The organism is Agrobacterium sp. RAC06 (genome assembly GCF_001713475.1).
Classification (GTDB): Bacteria; Pseudomonadota; Alphaproteobacteria; order Rhizobiales; family Rhizobiaceae; genus Allorhizobium.
In genome coordinates, this window is sequence record NZ_CP016499.1 from 4,387,057 (window position 1) to 4,409,657 (window position 22,601).

Sequence of the window (22,601 nt, forward strand, 5' to 3'; positions counted from 1 at the left end):
TCTGCTTCGCTTTTAAAGCTTTGGATGGTGCTTCGCTTACCCGCTGTTTACCATTCCGCGTCATTGATCGGAGGAGGGAGAAACTGATTTGATCCGGGGAAGCGACTTGCTGGACTTGGTCTGCGACAAGATCGCGGTGCTCGATCTGCCTTCCTACGTGAAGGACAGCGAGCTTCGTTACGTCGCCGTCAATGCGGCCTTCGCCGACCTGCACAACCTGTCGGCCGAAAGCTTCGTAGGTCGCAGCGATCGCGAAATCCTTGGAAGCGATCTGGACGCCTTGCGCGACGATCGCGAGCGGCGGGTCCTGGTGTTCGGGGAAGAGGAAGCGCTGCAGCTGCGGGCTGAACCCGGCGGACCGACGCGGGTCCTGCATATCGAACGTTTCTTCGACGACGACGACCGGCTCTATCTCTTCGGTTTCATGGAGGAGCAAAGAACGGTAACACCATCCGACCCATCGGTCTTGGGGACGCTGCCCTCTGTTGCCCTCTTCCAGGCCGTGCTCGAGCAATATCCCATTGCGACCTATGTGCGCAGCTCTGACCACCGGCTGCTCTTTGCCAACAGCGTCTATTCGCAGATGGTAGGACGGCCCATCCAGGATCTCCTGGGGCGGACTGAGCAGGAAAATTTCCCCGAGCTCGGCCAGGAGTATTTCGAGGGCAACCAGCGCGTCCTCGAATGCGGCGTGACAGAGGAATTTCAGGACAATTTCATGCGGGCCGATGGCACGCGAATCCCCGTCCTCAGCCGCACCGGGGCCGTCACCGGGCCGGATGGCGAACGCTACATCGTCGGCTCGATCACCGATCTCTCTCCTCTCAGACACGAGCAGGAGAAGCTGGAATCCGTCCGACAGGAATCGGAAGCGCTGCAATTGCAGCTTCACAGCCTGATGGCCTCGCTGCCGGTCGGCATCATCGTTCTCGATCCCGATTTGCAGATCTCTTTTGCCAATGCGGCGGCCATCGAGATGACGGAATTTGATGCCTCGCAGAAGCTGGAGGGCATGTCCTACCGGGACTTTCTGACGCTGGCGATGGTCCGCAGAATGCCCAATCTCTCTGCACAAGAAATCGACGAGCGCGTCGCCTATCGCATCGAACAGGTGCTCAGCCTCGCAGAGGGGCCGCTGATCGACGTGAAGACGCCGTCGGGGCGGGCACTTGCCGGCGCAAGCCGCCGCCTTGAGGGCGGGCGCATTCTTTTGACCTATACCGACGTCTCCGACATTTATCAGCGCGAAGAAGAGACGCTGCTTTATCGCGCAGCGCTCGAGCAGATGCCGGTGCCTGTCTTCATCCGCGATCCGGATCGCCGGATGATCTATGTGAACAAGGCTTATGAGGACCTTCACGGCCAGCGTCGGGAAGACATCTACGGGCTGACCGAAGAAGAACTCTGGCCGGAGAACGGTCAGATCATGAAGGAGGAGAACCTCCGGATCTTCGCGACCGGCGAAATGATCGAGAAGAACCGGGAAGTCGTCGTCCGCGGCGGCGAGGAAATCTCGGTGATCACGCGCCTGAGCCGGATCACCACGGCGCAGAACAAGCATTACCTCGTCGGCTCGGTCAACGACATCTCGATGCTCAAGAAGGGCCAGGAGGCTCTGGTCGCGGCCCAGGCACGCGCCGAGTCGCTCTATGCCGACATCGTCTCGATGTTGCAGGTCATGCCAGTCGGCGTGGTGATCATGAATTCCGACTACATGGTCGAATTCGCCAACGAGAAGTGCCGGGAAATCTGGCGCTGGCCGGCTGACATGCAGCTGAACGGGCTGCCCTTCCGGTCCTATTGCGAGATGAACCACAAGCTCGGCTATGCCTGGCCTGGTATCGAGTTCGAGGAAGGCTATCGCGCCCGTCTAGCGCAGTTCGATGCGCTGGAAGGCTCGCATGTCACCGAACTTGCCTATGACGATGGCAAGTTCGTTCTGGCCACGATCACGCGGTTGCATGACCGCAAGATCCTGCTCACCTATTCCGATCTCACCGAGATGCGGGCGCGCGAACGCGAGATCGACGAGGCGCAGCAAAAGCTGGAGCGGCTCGGGCGCTTCGTCCAGGAATCCATGCGGATGATGACGCAGGGCCTGATGATGATCGAGCAGGGACGGATCGCGGAGGTCAATCCTTCCTTCAGCCGCATCCTGAACCTGCCCGAAAACCTGGTGGCGTCGGGCGAAAGCTGGCGGCCGATATTCGAATATTGCGCGGCGCGTGGCGATTTCGGCGAGGAAGCTCACGACATTCTGCAGCAATGGCAATCGGCCGTGCAGACAGCAAACGCAGTCTCGACCAATTTCCTTGTCGACGGCAAGACCTGGGTCAAGCTGGAAGCGACCTTCGGTGGCGACCGCAGTTGTGTTGTCGTGCTCACCGATTTCACCGAGCTGAAGGAGCGCGAAGCCGAACTGGAAGTGCTCTTGGCGCGCAGCGAGGCGGCGGACAAGGCGAAGTCCGACTTCCTCGCCAATATGAGCCACGAGATCCGCACGCCCATGAATGGCGTTCTCGGCATGGCGGAACTGCTGTCGAAGTCCGAGCTCGACAGCCGTCAGAAGACCTTTGTCGATATCATGGTGAAGTCCGGTAACGCGTTGCTCACCATCATCAACGACATTCTCGACTTCTCGAAGATCGATGCCGGACAGTTGAAGCTGCGCAAGTCGCCCTTCGATCCGGTGGAAGCCATCGAAGATGTGGCGACGCTGCTGTCTGCCGCCGCAGCCGAGAAGGATATCGAACTCGTGGTCTCCGGCGAGCAGAAGGTGCGCCACACCTTCATGGGTGATCCGGGGCGTTTCCGGCAGATCGTCACGAACCTTCTCGGTAATGCGATCAAGTTCACCGAGAAGGGCCACGTGCATGTCGAGGTGTCCGCGGACGCCGTGGCGGAGGGGCAGGCGATCCTGAAGCTGCGGATCGAGGATACCGGCATCGGCATTCCCCAGGACATGCAGGCGAAGATCTTCGAGAAATTCTCCCAGGTCGACACATCTTCGACCCGTCGCCACGAGGGTACCGGTCTCGGGCTCGCGATCACCGGCGGTCTCGTGCGCCTCTTCGGGGGCAAGCTGCAGGTCGAATCCGAGGTCGGGCGCGGCTCAGCCTTCACCGTCGAATTGCCGCTCGCCATCGTTGCCGAGCGCCGCGGCCAGAAGGAACTGCCAGCCACGGTCAAGGATGCGCGGGTGCTGGTCATCGATGACAACGCCGTCAATCGCCGAATCATCACCGAGCAACTGGATATGTGGGGTTTCGACGGGCTCGCGGTTCCGGACGGGCTGACCGGCCTTGATATTCTCGGTGCCGCGCATACGGAAGGGCTCGCGATCGATGTCGTCGTCATCGACTACCAGATGCCCGACATGAACGGCATCGACGTCGCGAAGGCGATCCGCAGCGATCGTCGGTTCGACGATATTGCGCTCGTCTTCCTGACCTCGATGGATATGGTCGGCGATGACAGGCTGTTTGAAAGCCTGAAGATCCAGGCGCATCTGATGAAGCCGGCGCGGGCCAATGTGTTGCGTGGTGCGATCATCGATGTGGTGCGAACGGCGCGCGTTCATGGCGTGAATTCGCCTCGCTTGCGTCCGCTTTCACCAACTGCGCCACTGGCTCCGCGCGCCCCTGTAACCTTGGAGCGAAAGCCGGCTGCTGTCGCCCTTCTCGATGACAGTGCCCTTCGGGTGCTGATCGCCGAGGACAATGCGGTGAACCAGATCGTCTTCCGGCAGATCCTCACCGGAAGCGGCATCGCTTATCGCATTGTTGGCAATGGCGAGGAGGCCGTCGAGGCCTGGCGCAGCGAGCCGCCGGATCTCATTCTGATGGACGTCTCGATGCCGGTCATGAACGGCCACCAGGCGACCGGCGCGATCCGGGCGGAAGAGGCGATGCGCGGCGGAGGACGGATCCCGATCATCGGCGTGACAGCCCATGCGCTCGACAGCGACCGTGAGGCTTGCCTTGCCGCCGGGATGGACGACTATCTTTCCAAGCCGATCTCGCCGGAACTTCTGATGCGCAAGATCGAGCAATGGAGCGGCAGGTCCGTTACCGGGATCGCCGCTGAAGGCTGATCAGGCCGAGCGCCTGACGCCGCACAGCATTTCCCGCTTGCCCGCGAAACCTGGTCGGCGCTCGACGTCAAAACCGGCAGCTCCGAGATTGCGCCTGACGAAACCGGCCGCGGCATAGGTCGCAAAGCTGCCGCCCACCCGTGTCGTGTCGTGGACCCGCTGCATCAATTCCGCCGACCACATGGCGCTGTTGCGCGACGGCGCGAAGCCATCGAGGAACCAGGCATCGAAGGTCAGCATGCTTGCCGTCAGGTTCTCCAGTGCATCGCCGCAGACGACGGACAGACGCGTGTGGTCATCAAGATTGATTTCAACGACGCCTGAAGGATCTGTCGGCCAGAGCGAGACCAGCGCCTGCCGCTCGGCATCGATCTCCGGCCAGTGGGCGAGCGCGCGGTCGATCTCTTCCGCCTGCATGGGGAAGAGCTCGAAGGACACGAAGTGGAGGTAAGCGCCGGGATCACGATGCTCCTTCCACTGCCGCCAGGTCTCGCAGGCATTCAGCCCGGTGCCGAAGCCGAGTTCGCCGATGGTGAAATCGTCTGCATTGCGCCAGCGATCCGGAAGTCCATTGCCGGCCAGGAAGACGTGGCCGCATTCGAGCCGGCCATCGGTCTGGCAATAAAAATGATCGCCAAAGGCGGTGGAAAAGGGCATATCGCCGTCGTGCCAGGCCAACGGTGCCTTGGTGTCGCCGGTGCCTGGCGGATAATTTGAATGGGTCATGGTGATGTCCGATAAAACGGCTGCGATGTCAGGTCAATTGCGCGCCGATCTCGTGATCGTCGGTGGCGGCATCATGGGCCTCTGGGCGGCTCTGAAGGCAGAGCGCCGTGGCATCGATACGATCATGATCGACGGTGACGGTGTTGCGAGCGGTGCGAGCGGCGGCCTGCTCGGCGCTTTGATGGCGCATATGCCCGATCGCTGGAACGAGAAGAAGCAGTTGCAATTCGAGGGGCTGCTGTCGCTCGAGGCAGAGATCGCTCTGCTCGAGGACGAAACCGGGCTCTCGGCTGGCTATCAGCGCTGCGGTCGCCTCATCCCCTTGCCAAAGCCGCATCTGAGACCGATTGCCCAACGCCATTCGGCAGATGCGGCAACGAACTGGAACCAAGAGGGCAGGGCCTTCGACTGGACCGTCCTTGACGAGAGTCCCTTTGCCGACTGGCCCTCGCCGAAGTTTTCGGAGGCTGGCGTCGTGTTCGATCGCCTCGCGGGCCGCGTCTCGCCGCGTGCTTTGACGGCCACGATCCGGGCGCGTCTCGAACGATCGGGGCGTGTGCGGTTGCTGGTCGGGGCCGCCGTGCAATCGATCGATGCGCAGGCAAGCCAGGTGAAGCTCGCCGACGGGACCGTCATCGGTTATGGGGATCTGCTGGTCGCAGCCGGTGTCGGGTCCTTCCCGCTGCTCGAAGCCATCGGACCGGCGCTTCGCAAGCCGCTCGGAAGGGGCGTTAAGGGGCAGGCGGCGCTGCTCAGACTGGACCTTACGGCGGATCTGCCGCTCCTCTATCTCGACGGCCTCTACGTGGTGCCGCATGAAGGCGAGCTGGTCGCCATCGGCAGCACCAGCGAAAACACGTTCGAACATCCGTTTTCCACCGATGGGCAACTCGATGACCTGATTGCCGCCGCACGCGAGCTTGCGCCGATGCTGGGCGGGGCGGAGATTGTCGAGCGTTGGGCGGGTCTCAGACCCAAGGCGGTGGATCGGGATCCGATGGTCGGCCCTCATCCCGATCATCCTCGTGTGCATGCGCTGGCCGGCGGATTCAAGGTGAGCTTCGGCATTGCGCACCGGCTGGCGGATGCAGTTCTCGATTCTATTGCCGGTGGAGCCCTGCAGTTGCCTCACGGTTTTGCCTTTGCCCATCACGTTTCGGTGGCTGCGCGTCGCGCAGGTGATGAGTAATTTACCGAAATACCCTGAAATCACAGGGATTAGCTCGGGGAGCTGCCGCGAAATTGCCTCGCGCGCTTCGTGATACTGTCATGCAAATCACCTATCCACCGGGTTGTAACGGCAACTGCTAAAGTGCCGTCGCGAGCCAGTGTGAGGTGCTCGACATGCGCTATGCCATCTGCTTTACGCCGCCTGCCCGTGATCCGCTTGCCGATGCAGCGGCGCGCTGGCTTGGCCGCAACGTGTTCTCCGGCGAGGCGGAGGAGCATCCGGGGCTGAAAGGCCTTGGCGTGCACGAGATTGCCTTTCACACGGCGCTTCCGCGACGCTTCGGCTTTCATGCGACATTCAAGGCGCCGTTCCGCTTGAGCGAAGGTTCAAACGAGGCCTCTCTCCTGCGCGACCTGATGCATTTCGCCGGCCAGATGGAGCCAGTCGCATTGCGCGGGCTTTCGGTTGGCCGGATCGGCGACGTCTTCGGGCTCATCCTGCAGCGGCCTTGCCCGGAGGTCGATCATCTCGCGGCCTCCGTTGTGCAGGCCTTCGATGGTTTTCGTGCGCCGCTTTCCGAAGTCGAGATCGAACGGCGCAATCCCGACCGCTTGTCTGCGCCGCAGTTCAGCAATCTCAGCCGCTGGGGCCATCCTTATGTGATGGACGAATACCGTTTCCACATGACACTGACGGGGCCGCTTCTGGCGCGAGATTTCCCGCGAATCGAGCAGGGCTTGAAGGCGCATTTCGACCCGGTTCTCGCCGAGCCTGTCGTGGTGACCAATCTCGCGCTGTTTGTCGAGACTGAACGTGGTGCGCCGTTTACCGTACATTCGCTGCATCCGCTGGGCCGGGTTTCGAGCCGCAAGATCGCCTGACACCTGTGCGCTGCAGCAAGATGCGTGTTTTCCATCTCGACAGGCGCCGCCCTCGCCAATAGCCTCGCGTCAAAACACGAGAGGTGAACCGATGACGACTGCTCCTTATCCCCGCGACCTGATAGGCTATGGCCGCGACATTCCCGATCCGAAATGGCCCGGCGATGCGCGGATCGCGGTGCAGTTCGTGGTGAATTACGAGGAGGGTGGCGAGAGCTGTATTCTCGATGGCGACCCGGCGTCTGAAAATCTCCTGTCGGAAATCGTCGGCGCCCAGCCTTGGCCCGGCCAGCGCAATCTCAACATGGAGTCGATCTACGAATACGGCTCGCGCGCCGGCTTCTGGCGGCTTTGGCGGATGTTCACCGAGCGGAAAGTGCCCGTCACCGTCTATGGCGTCACGCTCGCCATGGCGCGCAACCCGGAAGCGGTTGCCGCGATGAAGGAAGCCGACTGGGAGATCGCCAGCCACGGCTATCGCTGGCTCGAATACAAGGATTTCCCAGAAGACGTCGAGCGCGAGCATATCCGCGAGGCGGTTCGCCTGCACAAGGAACTGACCGGCTCGCATCCGCTCGGCATGTATCAGGGCAAGCCTTCTGACAACACGCTGCGCCTCGTGATGGAGGAAGGCGGCTTCACGTACTCCTCCGACAATTATTCCGACGACCTCCCGTTCTGGGTGCCGGATCTCGAAGGCAAGCCCTTCCTGATCATTCCCTATACGCTCGAGACCAATGACATGCGTTTCGCCACGCCGCAGGGCTTCAACACCGGCGACCAGTTCTTCACCTATCTGAAAGACGCCTTCGACGTGCTCTACGAGGAGGGAAAGAACGGCAGCCCGAAAATGATGTCCGTCGGCCTCCACTGCCGCCTCGTCGGTCGTCCGGGGCGCGCGGCGGCCTTGGCGCGGTTCATCGACTATGTGACGAGCCATGAGAAGGTCTGGGTGCCGAAGCGCATTGAGATTGCAGAGCACTGGCACAAGCATCACAAGCCGGCGTGGTGAGGGCCTGATGACGACACTCGGCGACCTCAAGTCCAAGCTCATGGAATCCCCGGCATTCCGTGCCGAGTATGAGAAGGCCTGCGTCGAGTATCAGGCGATCGAAGCCGAACTCGCGGCTTCCGCCAGCAACCAATCCCGCAAGATCGCGGCTGGCTCGGACAGATCCCCGCCTGACAGCAGCCAATAGGCCTTGTCCTCGTCGGCGGCTTCATCGAACAGCACTTTCAAGGTGCCCGCTGCCAGATGGTCGGTGATGAGGGCGGTCGGGCAAAGGCCGATGCCAAGGCCTGACAGCACCGAACTGACCAGCAGGTTGAAATCGGCATAGAGCGGTCCTGCGAGTGTCGGGCCCTCGATCCTGCGTGCCGCCAGCCAGGATTGCCAGGCGGCCTCGGTCGCGTCGTGCAGCAGGTCCTGTTTCAGGAGGTCAGCGGGTGTTGAGATCGGCCCGTGCCGCTCCAGATAAGCGGGCGCACAGGTGGGCCGGGTGGCGGCGTCCAGGATGCGGTCCGCCCGACCCGGCGGGCGGGTCCCGTGTCCGATCAGCAGGTCTGCGCCGGCTTCATCCGGGGTCAATGACCCCAAAGGATAGACGATCGAGACCTGGATTTCGGGATGCGCTGCGCGGAAACGGGGCAGGCGGGGGCCGAGCCAGTGGGTGACGACCGAAGGCATGCAGGCGAGGCTCGCGCGGGCCATGGACTTGCGGGCGGTCAGTCTTTCTGCGGCGCGGGCGATGTGGCCGAGGCCTTCCGAGCAGGCAGCGCCGAGTTCGCGGCCGTCGGCGGTGAGGCGCACGCCGCGCGAGCGGCGTTCGAAGAGGGCGAGACCCAGCCAATCCTCCAGCGCCTTCACATGCTGGCTGACGGCGGCTGCCGTCATGCCGAGTTCGGTTGCGGCCTGCAGGAAGCTTTCGCGGCGAGCCGCGGCCTCGAAGGCGCGGAGTGTGGGGGGTGGTGGCAGTTTCATGGCTTTATGACTAAGTCAGCCTTGGCCATGGGGCAAGAAGAGAGGCGGTTGTCTTGAGGGGGGTAGGTGGGGCACCTTGCGGCAAGCCTCAATCCCATGCCGAACCCCGGAGCCGCCATGTCCGCCTTTAACGCCAACGTCCCCGTTCCCGCCGATGCGGCTGCCCGCCGCGCCGTGAAGCCTGTCGTCTGCTATCCGGTCGAGTCGCTTGTCGCACCCGATATGAGCATTCTGGAGCGGGCGCGGGCGACGATGGAGAAGGTTGGCGAGGTGATCGTTGAGCCGCGCGAGGGCAACACGTTCGAGGTGCCGAAGGGGCATTTCTTCCGCATCGTCAGCGTCGAGGGACCGCAAGTCGGCGATCTCAACCTGTGGAACGCCAACGATCTTTCCGAGCGCTTCTTTTCCGGCAAGACGCGGGCGCTGCATGCGACGCATGTGACGACCGGCAACCGTCTCTGGAGCAATCTGCCGTCGCTGCGGCCCATGGCCACGATCAGCCATGATACGCTCGGCTGGTACGGATTCGACGAATTCGGTGGCGGCGTGCATGACGTGATCGGCACGCGTTGCGATCCCTATACCAACCGGCTGCTCTCAGGCGGCGACTACCATCATTGCTGCCATTCCAACCTCTGCCGGGCGCTGGCGCATCACACGGGTGCTGACATCAAGGTGGTCGAGCCGCATGTGCATGATGTGTTGAACGTCTTCATGTGCACCGGTTTCACCCGCGATACGCAGCAGTATTTCATGAAGGCAAGCCCCGTCCGTCCGGGTGATTTTCTCGAAATGTTTGCGGAGATCGATCTGCTCGGCGCACTCTCGGCCTGCCCGGGCGGCGATTGTAGTACCAGCCATTCGAGCGATGTGGCCAAGTGTTATCCGCTGAAGGTGGAGATTTACAGGCCGGATATGGCGCTTCTCGCCGACTGGCCGTTTCCGGAGCGGAATGGGTATCAGTTGCAGGTTTGATACCGCCAAGGGCCTGGCAAGACGGGCTTGAGCTGTGAGGTCGTCATGCTCGGGCTTGTCCCGAGCATGACGACGTTTCAATTGCATTCGACCGCAGTAGATCCTCGGCACAAGCCGAGGATGACGTCTCGTTTGGGGACAGGCCTCTCCACGAAAAGAGGGACCAGCGCAGACCGGGCCCTTCGCGTTCAGTCAACGCGACCAGCCTCAGTCCTTGTCGAGCGTCGCCATGTCGATGACGAAGCGGTAGCGTACGTCGCTCTTGATGACGCGCTCATAGGCTTCATTCACCTGGGCGATGTCGATGATCTCGATCTCCGGGGTGATGTCGTGCTTGCCGCAGAAGTCCAGCATTTCCTGGGTCTCCTTGATCGAACCGATCATCGAGCCGGCGAGCGAGCGACGGCCGGCGATCAGGGCGAAGGCATGCACGGGAACCGGGTTTTCCGGCACGCCGAGCAGGACCATGGTGCCGTCGACCTTCAGAAGGTTCAGGTAGGCGTTCCAGTCGATCTCGGCGCTGACGGTGCAGAGGATCAGGTCGAAGGCGCCGGCGAGCGTCTTGAAGGTCTCCGGATCCGAGGTGGCATAGTATTCCTTGGCGCCGAAGGCGAGGCCGTCTTCCTTCTTCGACAGGCTCTGGCTGAGCACGGTGACGTCTGCACCCATGGCGGCGCCGATCTTGACGCCCATGTGGCCGAGACCGCCCATGCCGATGACGGCGACCTTCTTGCCGGGGCCAGCCTTCCAGTGGCTGAGCGGCGAATAGAGCGTGATGCCGGCGCAGAGCAGCGGGGCTGCCTTGTCGAGCGGGATGTTCTCGGGGATGGAGAGAACATAGTCTTCCTGCACGACGATGGAATCGGCATAGCCGCCCTGCGTCGGGGTCACGCCGTCGACTTCCGTGGAGTTATAGGTGCCGACGAGGCCGGGCATATACTGTTCGCGGTAGAGGTCGCGTTCGCAATGCAGGCAGGAATTGACGAAGCAGCCGACGCCGACGCGGTCGCCGACCTTGTATTTCGAAACGCTCGAGCCGACTGATGTCACGATGCCGGCGATCTCGTGGCCGGGGACCATGGGGAAGGTCGAGTTGCCCCATTCGTTGCGGGCCTGGTGGATGTCGGAATGGCAGATGCCGGAGAACTTGATCTCTATCACCACGTCGTCCGCGTTCGGTTCGCGACGCTCGAAGGTGAAGGGAACCAATGGCTTGGAGGTATCCGTTGCGGCATAGCCTTTGGCAATCGGCATGGGGTATCCTTTCAAATGTGATGGGGGGAGCGAGCTGTAGATAGGTCGATCCGGGGCTGCTGCAAGCTAAGGACCCTGGGGTTTGCGTTGAAAGTGCCTGTCGCCTTCGGAAACTCGACAAGACCAGGGGGCTCGGCTAATCCTTGTCATCAACTGCTTCGCGGGATGCGCGGGCAGGCCCTCCTTGCCGCTGCTGTCACAGCTGCGGCCTCACATGATACTGGATTGACGGCATGGACAGAGCGGACTTCGTTCAGCGTTTCGGCGGGGTGTTCGAACATTCGCCCTTCATTGCGGAGCGTGCCTTCGATGCAGGCATGATCGAGGCGCCGCTGACGGCGCTCGACGTGCATGATGCTATGGCTGCGATGTTTCGCACGGCAAGCCAGGATGAGCGGCTGGGCGTATTGCGTGCGCATCCTGATCTTGCAGGCAAGCTTGCGATTGCGGGCGAGCTGACGGAAGACAGCAAGCGAGAGCAAGCTGGCGCCGGGCTCGATCGGTTGAGCGCTGACGAACATGCCCGCTTCACCGAGCTGAATACGGCCTATGTCGAGACGTTCGGCTTTCCCTTCATCATCGCGGTCAAAGGGCTGACGAAGGACGACATTCTTGCCGCCTTCGAAACGCGGATTGCCAATGGCCGCGATCAGGAATTCGACGCTGCCTGCCAGCAGGTGGAAAAAATCGCCAGGCTTCGCCTCGAAAGTCTGCTTCCGGAAAGGGACTGACACGCCCTGCAGCTGCAACGTGCGAAATCGCGGCAAGTGCTGTCCAGGCGAGGCTGGTAGCGACGTCCCGTTCGGCGCCTCAGCGTTTCAGAGTATGTGAAACGAAAAGAGCGGGCAATGGCCCGCTCGTCGCATGCTTCAAGCCGTCCGCAATGCGGGCGGCTTTCTTGTTGGGCTTTCGCCCTTACTGCTTCGGCGCCCGTTCGGCTTCGCGGATCGCTTCCTCGTGATACCAGCTTGCCGAACCGCTCTCATAGATCACGGGTTTCGGCGTCTGGCGCTCACGCATGGCGTTGAGGCGGGCCAGGTCACGCACCGGGAATTCGTAGATCTTCGCCGATTCCCGAACCATGTTCGTTGTCATGCTACTACCTCTCGTTTCACCGAGTGTTGTCTCGATGGTTCATGCTTACCACGTCTGAAACTGAAATGCACATGAAAAGTGCAAAATGCCTATTTTGTGGGCAATGTGAAAGCAGAAAAAGTGATGAATTTAAAATAATCACAGCGCTTTCGTGATCTTAGGTGGCCTGACAACACCGGACACGCGCCTCTTGTTCCATGAGTATGCGCTCAATCTGTTAAAGAAAGGCCTGCAATGTTGGCGATTTGGCGGGTCGCCTGCGACAAAATGGCCGCATTTCGCGGTCCGTCTGCAAACTGGCACGCTTCCTGCTTTTTATCTTTCGACTCCCGGGCACCCGGAGAATCACCCCTCTGTTGCGCCGATGAGTGGCGCGAGACTGAAGAGAGAGCACCATGACCAAGTTTAAGCTCGAGTATATCTGGCTCGATGGCTACAAGCCGGTAGCGAACCTGCGTGGCAAGACGCAGATCAAGGAATTCGACAGCTTCCCGACCCTGGAACAGCTGCCGCTCTGGGGCTTTGACGGCTCCTCGACGATGCAGGCCGAAGGCCACTCGTCGGATTGCGTGCTGAAGCCGGTCGCCATCTATCCCGACCCGGCTCGCACCAACGGCGCTCTCGTCATGTGCGAAGTCATGATGCCCGATGGCGTCACCCCGCATCCGTCGAACAGCCGCGCCACGATCCTGGATGACGAAGGCGCCTGGTTCGGCTTCGAACAGGAATACTTCTTCTACGAAAACGGCCGTCCGCTCGGCTTCCCGGAGCAGGGCTATCCGGCTCCGCAGGGCCCTTACTACACCGGCGTCGGCTACAAGAATGTCGGCTCGATCGCCCGTGAAATCGTCGAAGAGCATCTCGACCTCTGCCTCGAAGCCGGCATCAACCACGAAGGCATCAATGCCGAAGTGGCCAAGGGCCAGTGGGAATTCCAGGTATTCGGCAAGGGCTCCAAGAAGGCTGCCGACCAGATCTGGATCGCCCGCTACCTGCTGCTGCGTCTCTGCGAAACCTACGGCATCGACGTCGAATTCCATTGCAAGCCGCTTGGCGACACCGACTGGAACGGCTCGGGCATGCACTGCAACTTCTCGACCACCTTCATGCGCGAGATTGGCGGCAAGGAATACTTCGAAGCCCTCATGGCGGCCTTTGCCAAGAACTGGCAGGAGCACATCGACGTCTACGGTCCGGACAACCATCTGCGCCTGACCGGCAAGCATGAGACGGCTCCGTGGAACAAGTTCTCCTACGGCGTTGCCGACCGTGGTGCCTCGATCCGCGTTCCGCACTCCTTCGTCAACAACGGCTACAAGGGTTACCTGGAAGATCGCCGCCCGAACTCCCAGGGCTGCCCCTACCAGATCGCTTCCGTCGTGCTGAAGACGATCGCCGAAGTGCCGACGGCCGATTACGCCAAGAACGCCGCCTGATTTCAGGCTAAGGTTCAACGATTGCAGCGCCGGTGGAAACACCGGCGCTGTTTTAGTTTGTCGCGCTGGTTCGAGTCCATCCTTGGGGCAGGGGCTTGCAAAACGGATCCGCTCTATATAGTTAGTTAGTCTAACTATATAGAGCGTGCGAAATGGATCTGGAAGAAAGTCTACGCTGCCTGCAGTGGCATATGTGGTTCCGATGGCGGGAGGAGTCGCAGAAAAGCGGCTCCATGGACCTGACCGCGACGGAACTCGACTATCTCTATCTGGTGATTGCTGCCGAGAAGCCGCTGCGGCTTGCGGATCTGGCCGATCAGATGCGGGTGAGCAGGGCTTCCGCATCGGTGATGGTGCGCAAGCTGCATCTCGGCGGCTATCTCGACAAGCTCTCTGACAGTGCCGATGGACGTTCTGTGCTTCTTGCACCGACGGCCAAATGCAGCGCGCTCATTGCAGAAGAAAAATCGATCTATGCCGAAACAGCAGAGCGTATTTCCCGCGCGCTGACCCCCGACGAACTCGAAGACCTTGACCGTCTGCTGAAGAAGGCACGCGGCAGTCTTGAATGTTCCTGAACGTGACGACACAATTCCCATGACCCCCAGCTTTTTGACTGAACTCAAGGATATCGCGCGTCTGGCCGTGCCCATCGTGGTGGGCCTGAGCACCGGTGCCGTGATTACCGTGACGGATTCCCTGATGATTGCGCCGCTTGGGCATGTGCCCCTGGCCGCCGTGGGCCTTGCGGGTGCGGTTGCGACCGTCATGCTGGCGGCGATCTACGGCTTTCTGTCGGTGATTTCTGTCCGCATCGGGATGGCCTTCGGGGCGCGACAGGGTCGTCAGGTGGCGGCCTTCCTGCGGGCCGGTTTGGTGCTGGGGGCCGTGACTGGCGCTGGCGCGGCTTTGTTGATGAGTGCCTCGCTCCTTCTGATGCCCTATTTCGGACAGCCTGCCGATGTGCTCTCGCAGGTCACTGCCTACTGGCATCTGATCGCCGCCTTTCTCATTCCCTATGCGGTCCTCACGATCTTCAAATCGGCCTTCGAGGCCATTGATCGCCCCTGGATGGGGGTGAGTTTCGGAGCGCTCGCCTGTGCTTTGAACATTCCGCTCAACTATTGCCTGATCTACGGCGTTGGACCTCTGCCGGCCTTCGGCCTTGTCGGGGCCGGTATTGCGTCACTGGTCGCCGAGAGCATTGCGCTGCTTGCGGCCTTTGCCTACTGGCGATGGTCGATGTCGACTGTCCGGTTGCGGACGAGAAGCGATCGCACCTCTGTCGATACGGTGTCCCTCGTGCGGGAGGGCGCTCCGCTCGGCCTGATGTATGTCGCGGAAACGGCTGCGATGGCGGTTGCGACCATGCTCATCGGTCTCTTTGGATCGGTTGCGCTCGCTGCCAATCAGGTGGCGCTCTCCGTCGGAACTCTGCTCTACATGGTGCCACTCGGGATTGCCGGAGCCGTGGCCATTCGTGTCGCCCAGGCGGCGGGCGCAAAGCGCGTTGATCGGGTGCGCCGCGTCACCTTTGCGGCGCTCGGCATGGGGACGGTCTGGCTGACCGGAGCGACCTTGGTGCTCGGTCTCTACGGGGCCGAGGTCGCGGCCCTGATCTCGTCAGATCCCGCCGTCATCGAACTGGCTGCCGCACTCTTCTTTGTATTCGCGCTCAGCCAGGTCGTCGACGGTCTTCAGTCGACGCTTGTGGGTGCCCTGCGCGGCATGTCCGATACCGCAATCCCGTCGGTTATCTCCATCCTCGCCTATTGGCCTGTGGCTATCCCGCTTGGCTGGGCTCTTGCCTTTCCGCTCGGCCTCGGGCCGCAAGGTGTCTGGCTCGGCTTCGTATCCGCATTGGCGCTTGCCGCAGCGGCTCTGGTCTGGCGATTCCACAGCCTGACGCGCATAGTCGGTTGACGAAGGTGCGGCGGCGAGTCTTGATCCTCCCATCGTGTGCGATGGCTGGAAAACAGCTCTTGCCGCCGACATGCTGCCACCCGCATCTCCAGGGAGAATGACCCCTTTGCCCATCGAGCTCCCCATCCGTCCCCTGACGGCTCAAAGTTTCGCGTCTTTCGGCGATGTCATCGAAGCCGATCCTTCGACCATGCGGCTGATCAATGGCGGCACGACCGAGCGGTTTCACGGCCTGTTTTCGCCAGAGATCGCGGGCGAGGGTGCCAGGGTGATCGTCAACATCTTCCGTGGACAGCCGCGGGCCTTTCCCTATGAGATCGGCATGATGGAGCGCCATCCCTTCGGCAGCCAGAGCTTTTCTCCGTTGTCCGGTCGACAGTTCCTTGTCGCGGTATCGCCTGACGAGAACGGCAAGCCCGGTGCGCCGCAGGTGTTTCTCGCCGCGCCGCATCAGGGGGTGAACTATCGCCGCAACACCTGGCACCATCCCTTGATGGCGATCGGCGAGGTCAGCGATTTCCTGGTTGTGGATCGCGACGGACCCGGCAACAATCTCGAGGAAGTTTTCTTCGAGACCCCCTTCGTGATTCGGGAGCCCCAGATATGACCGGCCTCACCACCCATGTCCTCGACACGGCCCTCGGCAAGCCCGCCCAGGGACTTCGCATCCAGCTGATGCGGATGAATGGCGAGGAGGCAGAGCTGATCAAGACCGTCTTCACCAATGACGACGGGCGCGTCGATGGCGGGCCGATGCTGATCGGCGAGGAATTCCAGATCGGGCAATACGAGCTGCTCTTTCATGCCGGCGATTATCTGAACGGGACGGGAGCCACGCTCACGGATCCGCCCTTTCTCGACGTGATCCCGATCCGTTTTGGCATCTCCGACACCACGGCGCATTATCACGTGCCACTTCTGCTCTCGCCGTATGGCTATTCCACCTATCGCGGAAGCTGAGTATGCGGTTTGCGGCGATCGCCGACATTCACGGCAATCATCTGGCGCTCGAAGCGGTGCTGGCTGATATCAAGGCTCAAGGGATCGATACGGTCGTCAACCTGGGCGATTGTTTCTCGGGGCCGCTCGAGGCAGGGCTCACCGCCGATCTGCTGATACCGCTGAACGCGCTGACTGTGCGCGGCAATCATGATCGAGCGCTCATCGATCGGCCCTTCGAGGCGATGGGGGACTGGGAGAGGCCGAGCTATCCGCAATTGTCGCCGGCGCATCTCGACTGGATCAGGAGCCTGCCGGAAACGGCGCGCCTCGGCGAGGATGTCTTTCTCTGTCACGCCACGCCTGGGGACGACAACACCTATTGGACCGAGACGCTGTCGGCCGACGGCATCTTCCACCTGAAGCCGCTGGCCGAGATCGAAGCCTTGGCGGACGGTATCGATGCGACGCTTATGCTCTGTGGGCACAGCCACATTCCGCGTGCCGTGCAACTCAGCGACCGCAGGCTGATCGTCAATCCCGGCAGTGTCGGCTGCCCCGGCTTCGACTACGACATACCTGTCTATCACAAGGCTCAGGCGGGTACGCCCTTTGCCAGCTATGCAATCCTGGAGAAGGCGCCGCTTGGCTGGCAGCCGAGCTTTCGGCTGGTGCGCTACGACAATCTCGCCATGGCAGAGCTTGCGCGCCGCCACGGCATGATGGATTGGGTCAGTGCGCTCTCCAGCGGCTGGATCGCCTGAGGTCGCTCAGAACGGGCTTTCCGCGATGATCGACCTGTCGACATCGGCAAGCTGTCGTTTGCCGCAGAGCGCCATGGTCACATCCATCTCCTTGGCAATGATCTCCAGCGCCTTGGTCACACCGTCCTTACCCATGGCGCCAAGGCCATAGAGGAAGGGGCGGCCGATATAGGTGCCCCGTGCTCCAAGCGCTACCGCCTTCAAGACGTCCTGGCCGGAGCGGATGCCGCCATCCATATGCACTTCGATCTTGTGGCCGACGGCGTCGACGATCTTCGGCAGCATTGATATCGAGGAATGCGCCCCGTCAAGCTGGCGCCCGCCATGGTTGGAGACGACGATCGCGTCAGCGCCTGTCTTTGCTGCCATCTTGGCGTCCTCGACGTCGAGAATGCCCTTGATGATCAGCTTGCCACCCCACTGTTTCTTGATCCATTCGACATCCTTCCAGGACAGCTTGGGATCGAACTGCTCGTTGGTCCAGGCGCCGAGCGATGCAAGATCGGAGACATTCTTGGCATGGCCCTGGATGTTGCGGAATGTGCGGCGTTGGGTTTGCAGCATGTTCCAGCACCAGCGCGGGCGCATGGCCATCTGGAAGAGGTGTTTCGGCGTCAGTCGCGGCGGGGCGGACAGGCTGTTCCTGATATCCTTGTGACGCTGGCCGAGCAGCTGCAGGTCGGCGGTGAGAACCAGGGCCGAGCATTTGGCCGCCTTGGCCCGCTCGATCAGGTTCATCACGAAGTCCCGGTCACGCATGACATAGAGCTGGAACCAGAAGGGGCGGGTGGTGACGGAGGCGACGTCCTCGATCGAGCAGATGCTCATGGTCGAGAGCGTGAAGGGCACGCCGAATTCTTCTGCCGCCTTCGCTGCCAGCATCTCGCCATCGGCATGCTGCATGCCGGTGAGGCCGGTCGGGGCTAGCGCCACCGGCATTTTCACCTTCTCGCCGACCATAGTCGTTTCGAGCGTCCGGCCGCTCATGTCGACCAGCACGCGCTGGCGCAGCTTGATCCTGGCAAAGTCGCTCTCATTGGCGCGATAGGTGCTCTCGGTATAGGAGCCGCTGTCGGCATAGTCGAAGAAGAGCTTTGGCACGCGTTTGCGCGCGAGTTCCTTCAGGTCGGAGATTTCGAGAATGGGGGCCATGATTTCATGCCTTTCGGGATTGACGACAGTGGGCCATTAGAAGTGCTCGCCGGATTTGAAGGGGCCGACACGCATGCCGGCTGCGATGAGATAGGCGGTCGACCAGCCGATCAGCAGGAAGCCGTTGACACCTTCGAGAGCTGCCAGCATGCGCCATTCCGGATGCGGGACCACGTCGCCGAAACCGACGGTGGAAAAGGTCGTGGTGGAGAAGTAGAGGGCGGTCTCGAAATCGTCGACGACGCCGAGCAGGCTGTAGGCGGCGGCCCAGAGCCAGACTTCCGCCGTCAAGACGGCAAACACGCCGATGACAACGGTGTTCATGGCGAGCAGGCGGCTTCTGTGGCCATGCAGGCGAATGCGGTCGGTGACCCAGGCCATGACATGTGTGACGCCCATCAGGCCGAAGGTGTGGATGACCACCGTCAGCGAGATCATCAGCGTGCCGAGCGCGAGGTTGGTCAACAGCATGGATCCGTTCCCTCCCTCGGGGCTGCTTCAAAGGCCGGATTGTGGCTTCGAGGCCTTGCCTGCCACATAGGTTTCCACCACCGCGCGATCGTCGCCCAGTGTCTGCAGCAGGAAGAGTTCTTCGGTAAGTGATGTGACGGTTTCCATCCGCAGTCGCATCGCGGGGGTCGCGGCGGCATTGAGCACGACGATATCGGCATCGGTGCCTTCGTCCAGCGTACCGATGCGGTCGGCGGAATCGAGCGCCACGGCGTTGCCGAGGGTCATGTGGTAGAAGCTTTCAAGCGGGTTCAGCCGCTCGCCCAGCAGTTGCTGGATCTTGTAGGCCTCGTCCATGGTCTTCAGCATGGAATAGCTCGAGCCGCCGCCGATGTCGGTTGCGACCGCGACGGTCACAGGCTTTTCGCGCCGCTGGATTGCCTTCAGCGGAAACAGGCCGGAGCCGAGGAAAAGGTTGGAGGTCGGGCAATGGACCGCGACCGCACCGCTCTCCGCCATGGCATCCGCTTCGCGCTCCGATAGGTGGATCGCATGGCCGAAGAGGGCCTTTTTCCGCAGCAGACCATAGCGCGCATAGATGTCGGTATAGTCGGTGGCGTCAGGATAGAGTTCGCAGGTGTAGCGGATCTCGTCGTGATTCTCAGACAGATGCGTCTGGATATGCAGGTCCGGAAATTCTTCCGCCAGCGTCTGCGTCATCGCCATCTGCTCGGGCGTGGACGTAATGGCAAAGCGCGGTGTGATGGCAACGTGATTGCGGCCCTTGCCATGCCATTGTTCGATCACGGCGCGGGTCTCGTCATAACCGAGCTGCGGCGTGTCGAGCAGGCCTTGCGGGGCGTTGCGGTCCATCATCACCTTGCCGCCGATCATCAGCGTGCCGCGACGCAGGCTTTCCGCAAAGAAGGCATCGGCGGACGCCTTGTGCACCGAGCAATAGGCCACCGCTGTGGTCGTGCCCTGGCGCAGGAATTCGTCGAAAAACTGGATGGCAATCCGCTCGGCATGGGCGCTTTCCACGAAGCGGCATTCCTCGGGGAAGGTATAGGTATCAAGCCATTCCAGCAGATTGGCGGCATAGGAGGCGATCACCTGCATCTGCGGGAAATGCACGTGGCAATCGATCAGGCCGGGCAGGATCAGATGCGGGCGATGGTCGATCTCGGTCGCTTCTGCGCTAGTCTTCGACTTCACATCCGTATAGGCACCGACAGCGGCAATCTTGCCATCTCGGACCAGCAGCGCGCCGTCCTCTTCATAGAGATAGCTTTCGCGGTCGCCGGCATGCTCAGGTGCCTGGCGAAAAGAGAGGAGGCGGCCGCGGATCAGGGTCTCAGTTGTCATCATTTACCTTCGACCGTCGTCTCGTACCAGGCGACGAGCAGCTTGCGCTCTTCGCTTGAGAGATCGGTGATGTTTCCGGGCGGCATGGCATCGCTGCGGCCGGCCTGGAGATAGATTTCACGGGCATGGGCGGCGATCTCGCCGTCCGTTTCCAGCTTCACATTCTTCGGTGCCCGCGCAATGCCTTCCCAGACAGGTTCGGCTGCGTGGCACATCGAACAGCGGCCCTGTACGACATCACGCACCGCTTCGAAATGGCCGTTTGCAACAAAGGTCTGTTCACGCGTGGAAAGGCGCGCCTGTTCCTCCTCGCCCGTCAGCACCTTTGGCACCGTCGAGAGCCACATGATGACGATGAAGATCAGCACCGTGACCAGCCAGGTCCAGGTCGGCTTGCCCTTGCGGGCATGGGTGGTGTTGAACCAGTGGCGGATGGTGACGCCCATCAGGAAGACAAGGGCTGCGATGATCCAGTTGAACTCCGTGGCAAAGGCCAGCGGATAGTGGTTCGACAGCATAAAGAAGATGACGGGCAGCGTGAGGTAATTGTTGTGCAGCGAGCGCTGCTTGGCGATCACGCCGTATTTCGGATCGGGTGTGCGGCCGGCGATCAGGTCGGCGACGACGATCTTCTGATTGGGGATGATGATGAAGAAGACATTCGCCGACATGATGGTGGCGGTAAACGCGCCCAGATGCAGGAAGGCGGCGCGACCGGTGAACACTTGCGTATAGCCCCAGGCCATGGCGATCAGCACGACATAAAGGATGGCCATCAGGCCCCAGGTGTTGCGGCCGAGCGGCGACTTGCAAAGGAGGTCATACAGGATCCAGCCGACGGCGAGCGACGCCAGCGACAGGCCAATCGCCTGCCAGGGCTCGATGTCGAGCACCGTGCGGTCGATCAGGAACAGATCGGCGCCGCCGTAATAGACCACGGCCAGCAGGGCAAAGCCCGATAGCCAGGTGGCGTAGCTTTCCCATTTGAACCAGGTCAGGTGCTCCGGCATCGAGGCGGGCGCGACCAGATATTTCTGGATATGGTAGAAGCCGCCGCCATGCACCTGCCATTCCTCGCCATAGGCGCCGACGGGCAGGCCCGGGCGCTTCACCAGGCCGAGATCGAGCGCAATGAAATAGAAGGACGAGCCGATCCAGGCGATGGCCGTGATCACATGCAGCCAGCGGACAGCAAAGTTCAGCCATTCCCAGGCGATCGCGTATTCATACATCAGAGAATTCCCCTTTCGTCCTCCCGGCCGGACAGTGTGGAAAATATTGCGCTGCAAGGGAAGCCCTCGCGAACACGGGGAGGGCCTTGAAGGGCGATTTATGCAGAGATTCTTTTCTTGCCGAGAAGTCTGTGAAATCAGGGCGCTTTTTCGGCTTCGAGCGTGGCCGTGAGCCATGTCTCGAAGGCCTTGATTTTGGGCTGGTTGCCGCGTGTCTGTGGGTAGACGAGCCAATAAGTGTTGTCGTCGGTCCAGCTGATGTCGAAGGGGCGAATCAGACGGCCCGACAACAGATCATCCTGCACATAGAACGGGCTCAGCATTGCCACACCGTGGCCGGCAAGGGCGGCACCTGCTTCGAGATCAAGCACTCCGAGGGCATCGAGCCTGCGCGCGGATTTTGGCGGTGCCTCAAGGCCAGCAAGCTGAAACCAGTAGCGCCAACGCAGATCATCATGACTGATCCATGGCAGTTTTAGAAGGTCTGCAGGCTCGTTGACCCCGCCTATTGTGTCTGCAAGCTTCGGACTGAGTACGGGCGTGTAGGCAAGCCTGATCAATTCGCGACAGGTGAGGCCAGGCCAAGGGCCCCGTCCGACTCTTATGGCGACATCGGCCGTCTGACGGTTGAAGTCCGTGAGGGTTGATCCGCGCAAGAGGCGCACGGCAATGTTGGGATGCTGCAACTGAAAGCCGCCGAGGGTGCGGGCCAGCCATTGCGACGCGAATGTGGGCGAGGAGTGGATTTCAAGGATCTCGTCGTCGCCGCGTGCTGCGCCTGACATCGCTTCCTGGAGCAAGGTGAAGGCCTCGGACACCTTTGGCAGGAGACGTTCGCCGGTGGCGGTCATTTCTATCCGACGTGGCAAACGTAGAAAAAGCCTTTCTCCCAAATGCTCCTCCAGGAGCTTGATCTGGTAGCTGACCGCCGTCTGGGTCATGCCGAGCTCGTCGCCGGCTTTTGTGAAGCTCGACAGGCGCGCCACGGCCTCAAAGACACGAAGGGCATTTAGCGGCAGTTGGCGCGACAGCTTCATGGATCAACTCTCTTTATCCATCGCCAGCGTAATTGAATTGGATCCGGCGGGCAATCGGCGGCACTATCTGCGCATCAGATAGAAACGAATTGATGCGCGTGGAGGCAGAGATGGTGTCCGCGATAGG

The 22,601-nt window shown here is 61.4% G+C and carries 21 protein-coding genes; 12 read left to right on the top strand and 9 right to left on the bottom strand.

Annotated elements, in window-relative coordinates:
* The first annotated feature begins 106 nt into the window (after window positions 1-106).
* Window positions 107-4,093, top strand: coding sequence for a PAS domain-containing protein (locus BSY240_RS20780; protein WP_171901603.1), 3,987 nt, complete (start codon window positions 107-109; stop codon window positions 4,091-4,093).
* Here BSY240_RS20780 and mnmD read toward each other — a convergent pair whose 3' ends face one another.
* Window positions 4,094-4,819 (bottom strand): tRNA (5-methylaminomethyl-2-thiouridine)(34)-methyltransferase MnmD, encoded by a 726-nt coding sequence (gene mnmD / locus BSY240_RS20785; RefSeq protein ID WP_069043583.1) that lies wholly within the window; start codon window positions 4,817-4,819, stop codon window positions 4,094-4,096.
* On the opposite strand from mnmD, the gene BSY240_RS20790 reads away from it, so the two are divergent.
* From BSY240_RS20790 to puuE, 3 genes are all read left to right on the top strand, one after another.
* The gene (locus tag BSY240_RS20790; protein ID WP_069043584.1) at window positions 4,818-6,008 is read left to right on the top strand and encodes an NAD(P)/FAD-dependent oxidoreductase; all 1,191 of its coding nucleotides are present in this window, start codon (window positions 4,818-4,820) and stop codon (window positions 6,006-6,008) included. The genes mnmD and BSY240_RS20790 overlap by 2 nt on opposite strands.
* A 155-nt stretch (window positions 6,009-6,163) precedes the next feature.
* Window positions 6,164-6,871 carry a DUF1045 domain-containing protein gene (locus BSY240_RS20795; RefSeq protein ID WP_054148422.1) on the top strand — a complete coding sequence of 236 codons (708 nt, stop codon included), beginning with the start codon at window positions 6,164-6,166 and terminating at the stop codon, window positions 6,869-6,871.
* 91 nt (window positions 6,872-6,962) lie between these two features.
* Window positions 6,963-7,883: an allantoinase PuuE gene (puuE, locus tag BSY240_RS20800; RefSeq protein WP_069043585.1), complete on the top strand. Its 921-nt coding sequence runs from the start codon at window positions 6,963-6,965 to the stop codon at window positions 7,881-7,883.
* A 90-nt stretch (window positions 7,884-7,973) separates the two neighbouring features.
* On the opposite strand, the gene BSY240_RS20805 is transcribed toward puuE, so the two are convergent.
* On the bottom strand, window positions 7,974-8,852 hold the full coding sequence (locus tag BSY240_RS20805) for a LysR substrate-binding domain-containing protein (RefSeq protein WP_069043586.1): 879 nt from the start codon (window positions 8,850-8,852) through the stop codon (window positions 7,974-7,976).
* Between the two features lie 117 nt (window positions 8,853-8,969).
* On the opposite strand from BSY240_RS20805, the gene BSY240_RS20810 reads away from it, so the two are divergent.
* Window positions 8,970-9,827, top strand: a complete 858-nt coding sequence (locus BSY240_RS20810) for an urea carboxylase-associated family protein (protein WP_069043587.1) — start codon at window positions 8,970-8,972, stop codon at window positions 9,825-9,827.
* 207 nt (window positions 9,828-10,034) lie between these two features.
* Here BSY240_RS20810 and BSY240_RS20815 read toward each other — a convergent pair whose 3' ends face one another.
* Window positions 10,035-11,081: an NAD(P)-dependent alcohol dehydrogenase gene (locus BSY240_RS20815; protein ID WP_069043588.1), complete on the bottom strand. Its 1,047-nt coding sequence runs from the start codon at window positions 11,079-11,081 to the stop codon at window positions 10,035-10,037.
* A gap of 233 nt (window positions 11,082-11,314) precedes the next feature.
* On the opposite strand from BSY240_RS20815, the gene uraD reads away from it, so the two are divergent.
* Window positions 11,315-11,812 carry a 2-oxo-4-hydroxy-4-carboxy-5-ureidoimidazoline decarboxylase gene (gene uraD, locus BSY240_RS20820; protein ID WP_069043589.1) on the top strand — a complete coding sequence of 166 codons (498 nt, stop codon included), beginning with the start codon at window positions 11,315-11,317 and terminating at the stop codon, window positions 11,810-11,812.
* 184 nt (window positions 11,813-11,996) lie between these two features.
* Here uraD and BSY240_RS20825 read toward each other — a convergent pair whose 3' ends face one another.
* Complete coding sequence (locus tag BSY240_RS20825; RefSeq protein WP_054148428.1) at window positions 11,997-12,176, bottom strand: DUF2735 domain-containing protein; 180 nt, start codon at window positions 12,174-12,176, stop codon at window positions 11,997-11,999.
* Window positions 12,177-12,571: 395 nt separating this feature from the next.
* Between BSY240_RS20825 and BSY240_RS20830 the strand changes: the two genes are divergently transcribed.
* From BSY240_RS20830 to BSY240_RS20855, 6 genes are all read left to right on the top strand, one after another.
* Window positions 12,572-13,612: a glutamine synthetase beta-grasp domain-containing protein gene (locus tag BSY240_RS20830; protein ID WP_054148429.1), complete on the top strand. Its 1,041-nt coding sequence runs from the start codon at window positions 12,572-12,574 to the stop codon at window positions 13,610-13,612.
* 233 nt (window positions 13,613-13,845) lie between these two features.
* Window positions 13,846-14,190, top strand: coding sequence for a MarR family winged helix-turn-helix transcriptional regulator (locus tag BSY240_RS20835; RefSeq protein ID WP_197277983.1), 345 nt, complete (start codon window positions 13,846-13,848; stop codon window positions 14,188-14,190).
* 19 nt (window positions 14,191-14,209) lie between these two features.
* Window positions 14,210-15,535 (top strand): MATE family efflux transporter, encoded by a 1,326-nt coding sequence (locus BSY240_RS20840; RefSeq protein ID WP_069043590.1) that lies wholly within the window; start codon window positions 14,210-14,212, stop codon window positions 15,533-15,535.
* Window positions 15,536-15,632: 97 nt separating this feature from the next.
* Complete coding sequence (locus BSY240_RS20845; protein WP_171901604.1) at window positions 15,633-16,142, top strand: ureidoglycolate lyase; 510 nt, start codon at window positions 15,633-15,635, stop codon at window positions 16,140-16,142.
* On the top strand, window positions 16,139-16,495 hold the full coding sequence (uraH, locus tag BSY240_RS20850) for a hydroxyisourate hydrolase (protein ID WP_069043592.1): 357 nt from the start codon (window positions 16,139-16,141) through the stop codon (window positions 16,493-16,495). The genes BSY240_RS20845 and uraH overlap by 4 nt, the downstream gene beginning before the upstream one ends.
* Window positions 16,496-16,497: 2 nt before the next feature.
* Entirely contained in the window at window positions 16,498-17,238 is a 741-nt protein-coding gene (locus tag BSY240_RS20855; RefSeq protein ID WP_069043593.1) for a metallophosphoesterase family protein, read from the top strand.
* A 6-nt stretch (window positions 17,239-17,244) separates the two neighbouring features.
* Here the strand turns inward: BSY240_RS20855 and BSY240_RS20860 are convergent, their stop codons facing one another.
* From BSY240_RS20860 to BSY240_RS20880, 5 genes are all read right to left on the bottom strand, one after another.
* Window positions 17,245-18,390 (bottom strand): alpha-hydroxy acid oxidase, encoded by a 1,146-nt coding sequence (locus tag BSY240_RS20860; protein WP_069043594.1) that lies wholly within the window; start codon window positions 18,388-18,390, stop codon window positions 17,245-17,247.
* Window positions 18,391-18,426: 36 nt separating this feature from the next.
* Complete coding sequence (locus BSY240_RS20865) at window positions 18,427-18,861, bottom strand: potassium channel family protein (protein WP_069043595.1); 435 nt, start codon at window positions 18,859-18,861, stop codon at window positions 18,427-18,429.
* Window positions 18,862-18,888: 27 nt separating this feature from the next.
* Window positions 18,889-20,205: a guanine deaminase gene (gene guaD, locus BSY240_RS20870; RefSeq protein WP_069044080.1), complete on the bottom strand. Its 1,317-nt coding sequence runs from the start codon at window positions 20,203-20,205 to the stop codon at window positions 18,889-18,891.
* Entirely contained in the window at window positions 20,205-21,437 is a 1,233-nt protein-coding gene (gene puuD / locus BSY240_RS20875) for a urate hydroxylase PuuD (protein ID WP_069043596.1), read from the bottom strand. The genes guaD and puuD overlap by 1 nt, the downstream gene beginning before the upstream one ends.
* Window positions 21,438-21,574: 137 nt before the next feature.
* The gene (locus BSY240_RS20880) at window positions 21,575-22,474 is read right to left on the bottom strand and encodes a LysR substrate-binding domain-containing protein (protein ID WP_069043597.1); all 900 of its coding nucleotides are present in this window, start codon (window positions 22,472-22,474) and stop codon (window positions 21,575-21,577) included.
* Window positions 22,475-22,601: the final 127 nt, after the last annotated feature.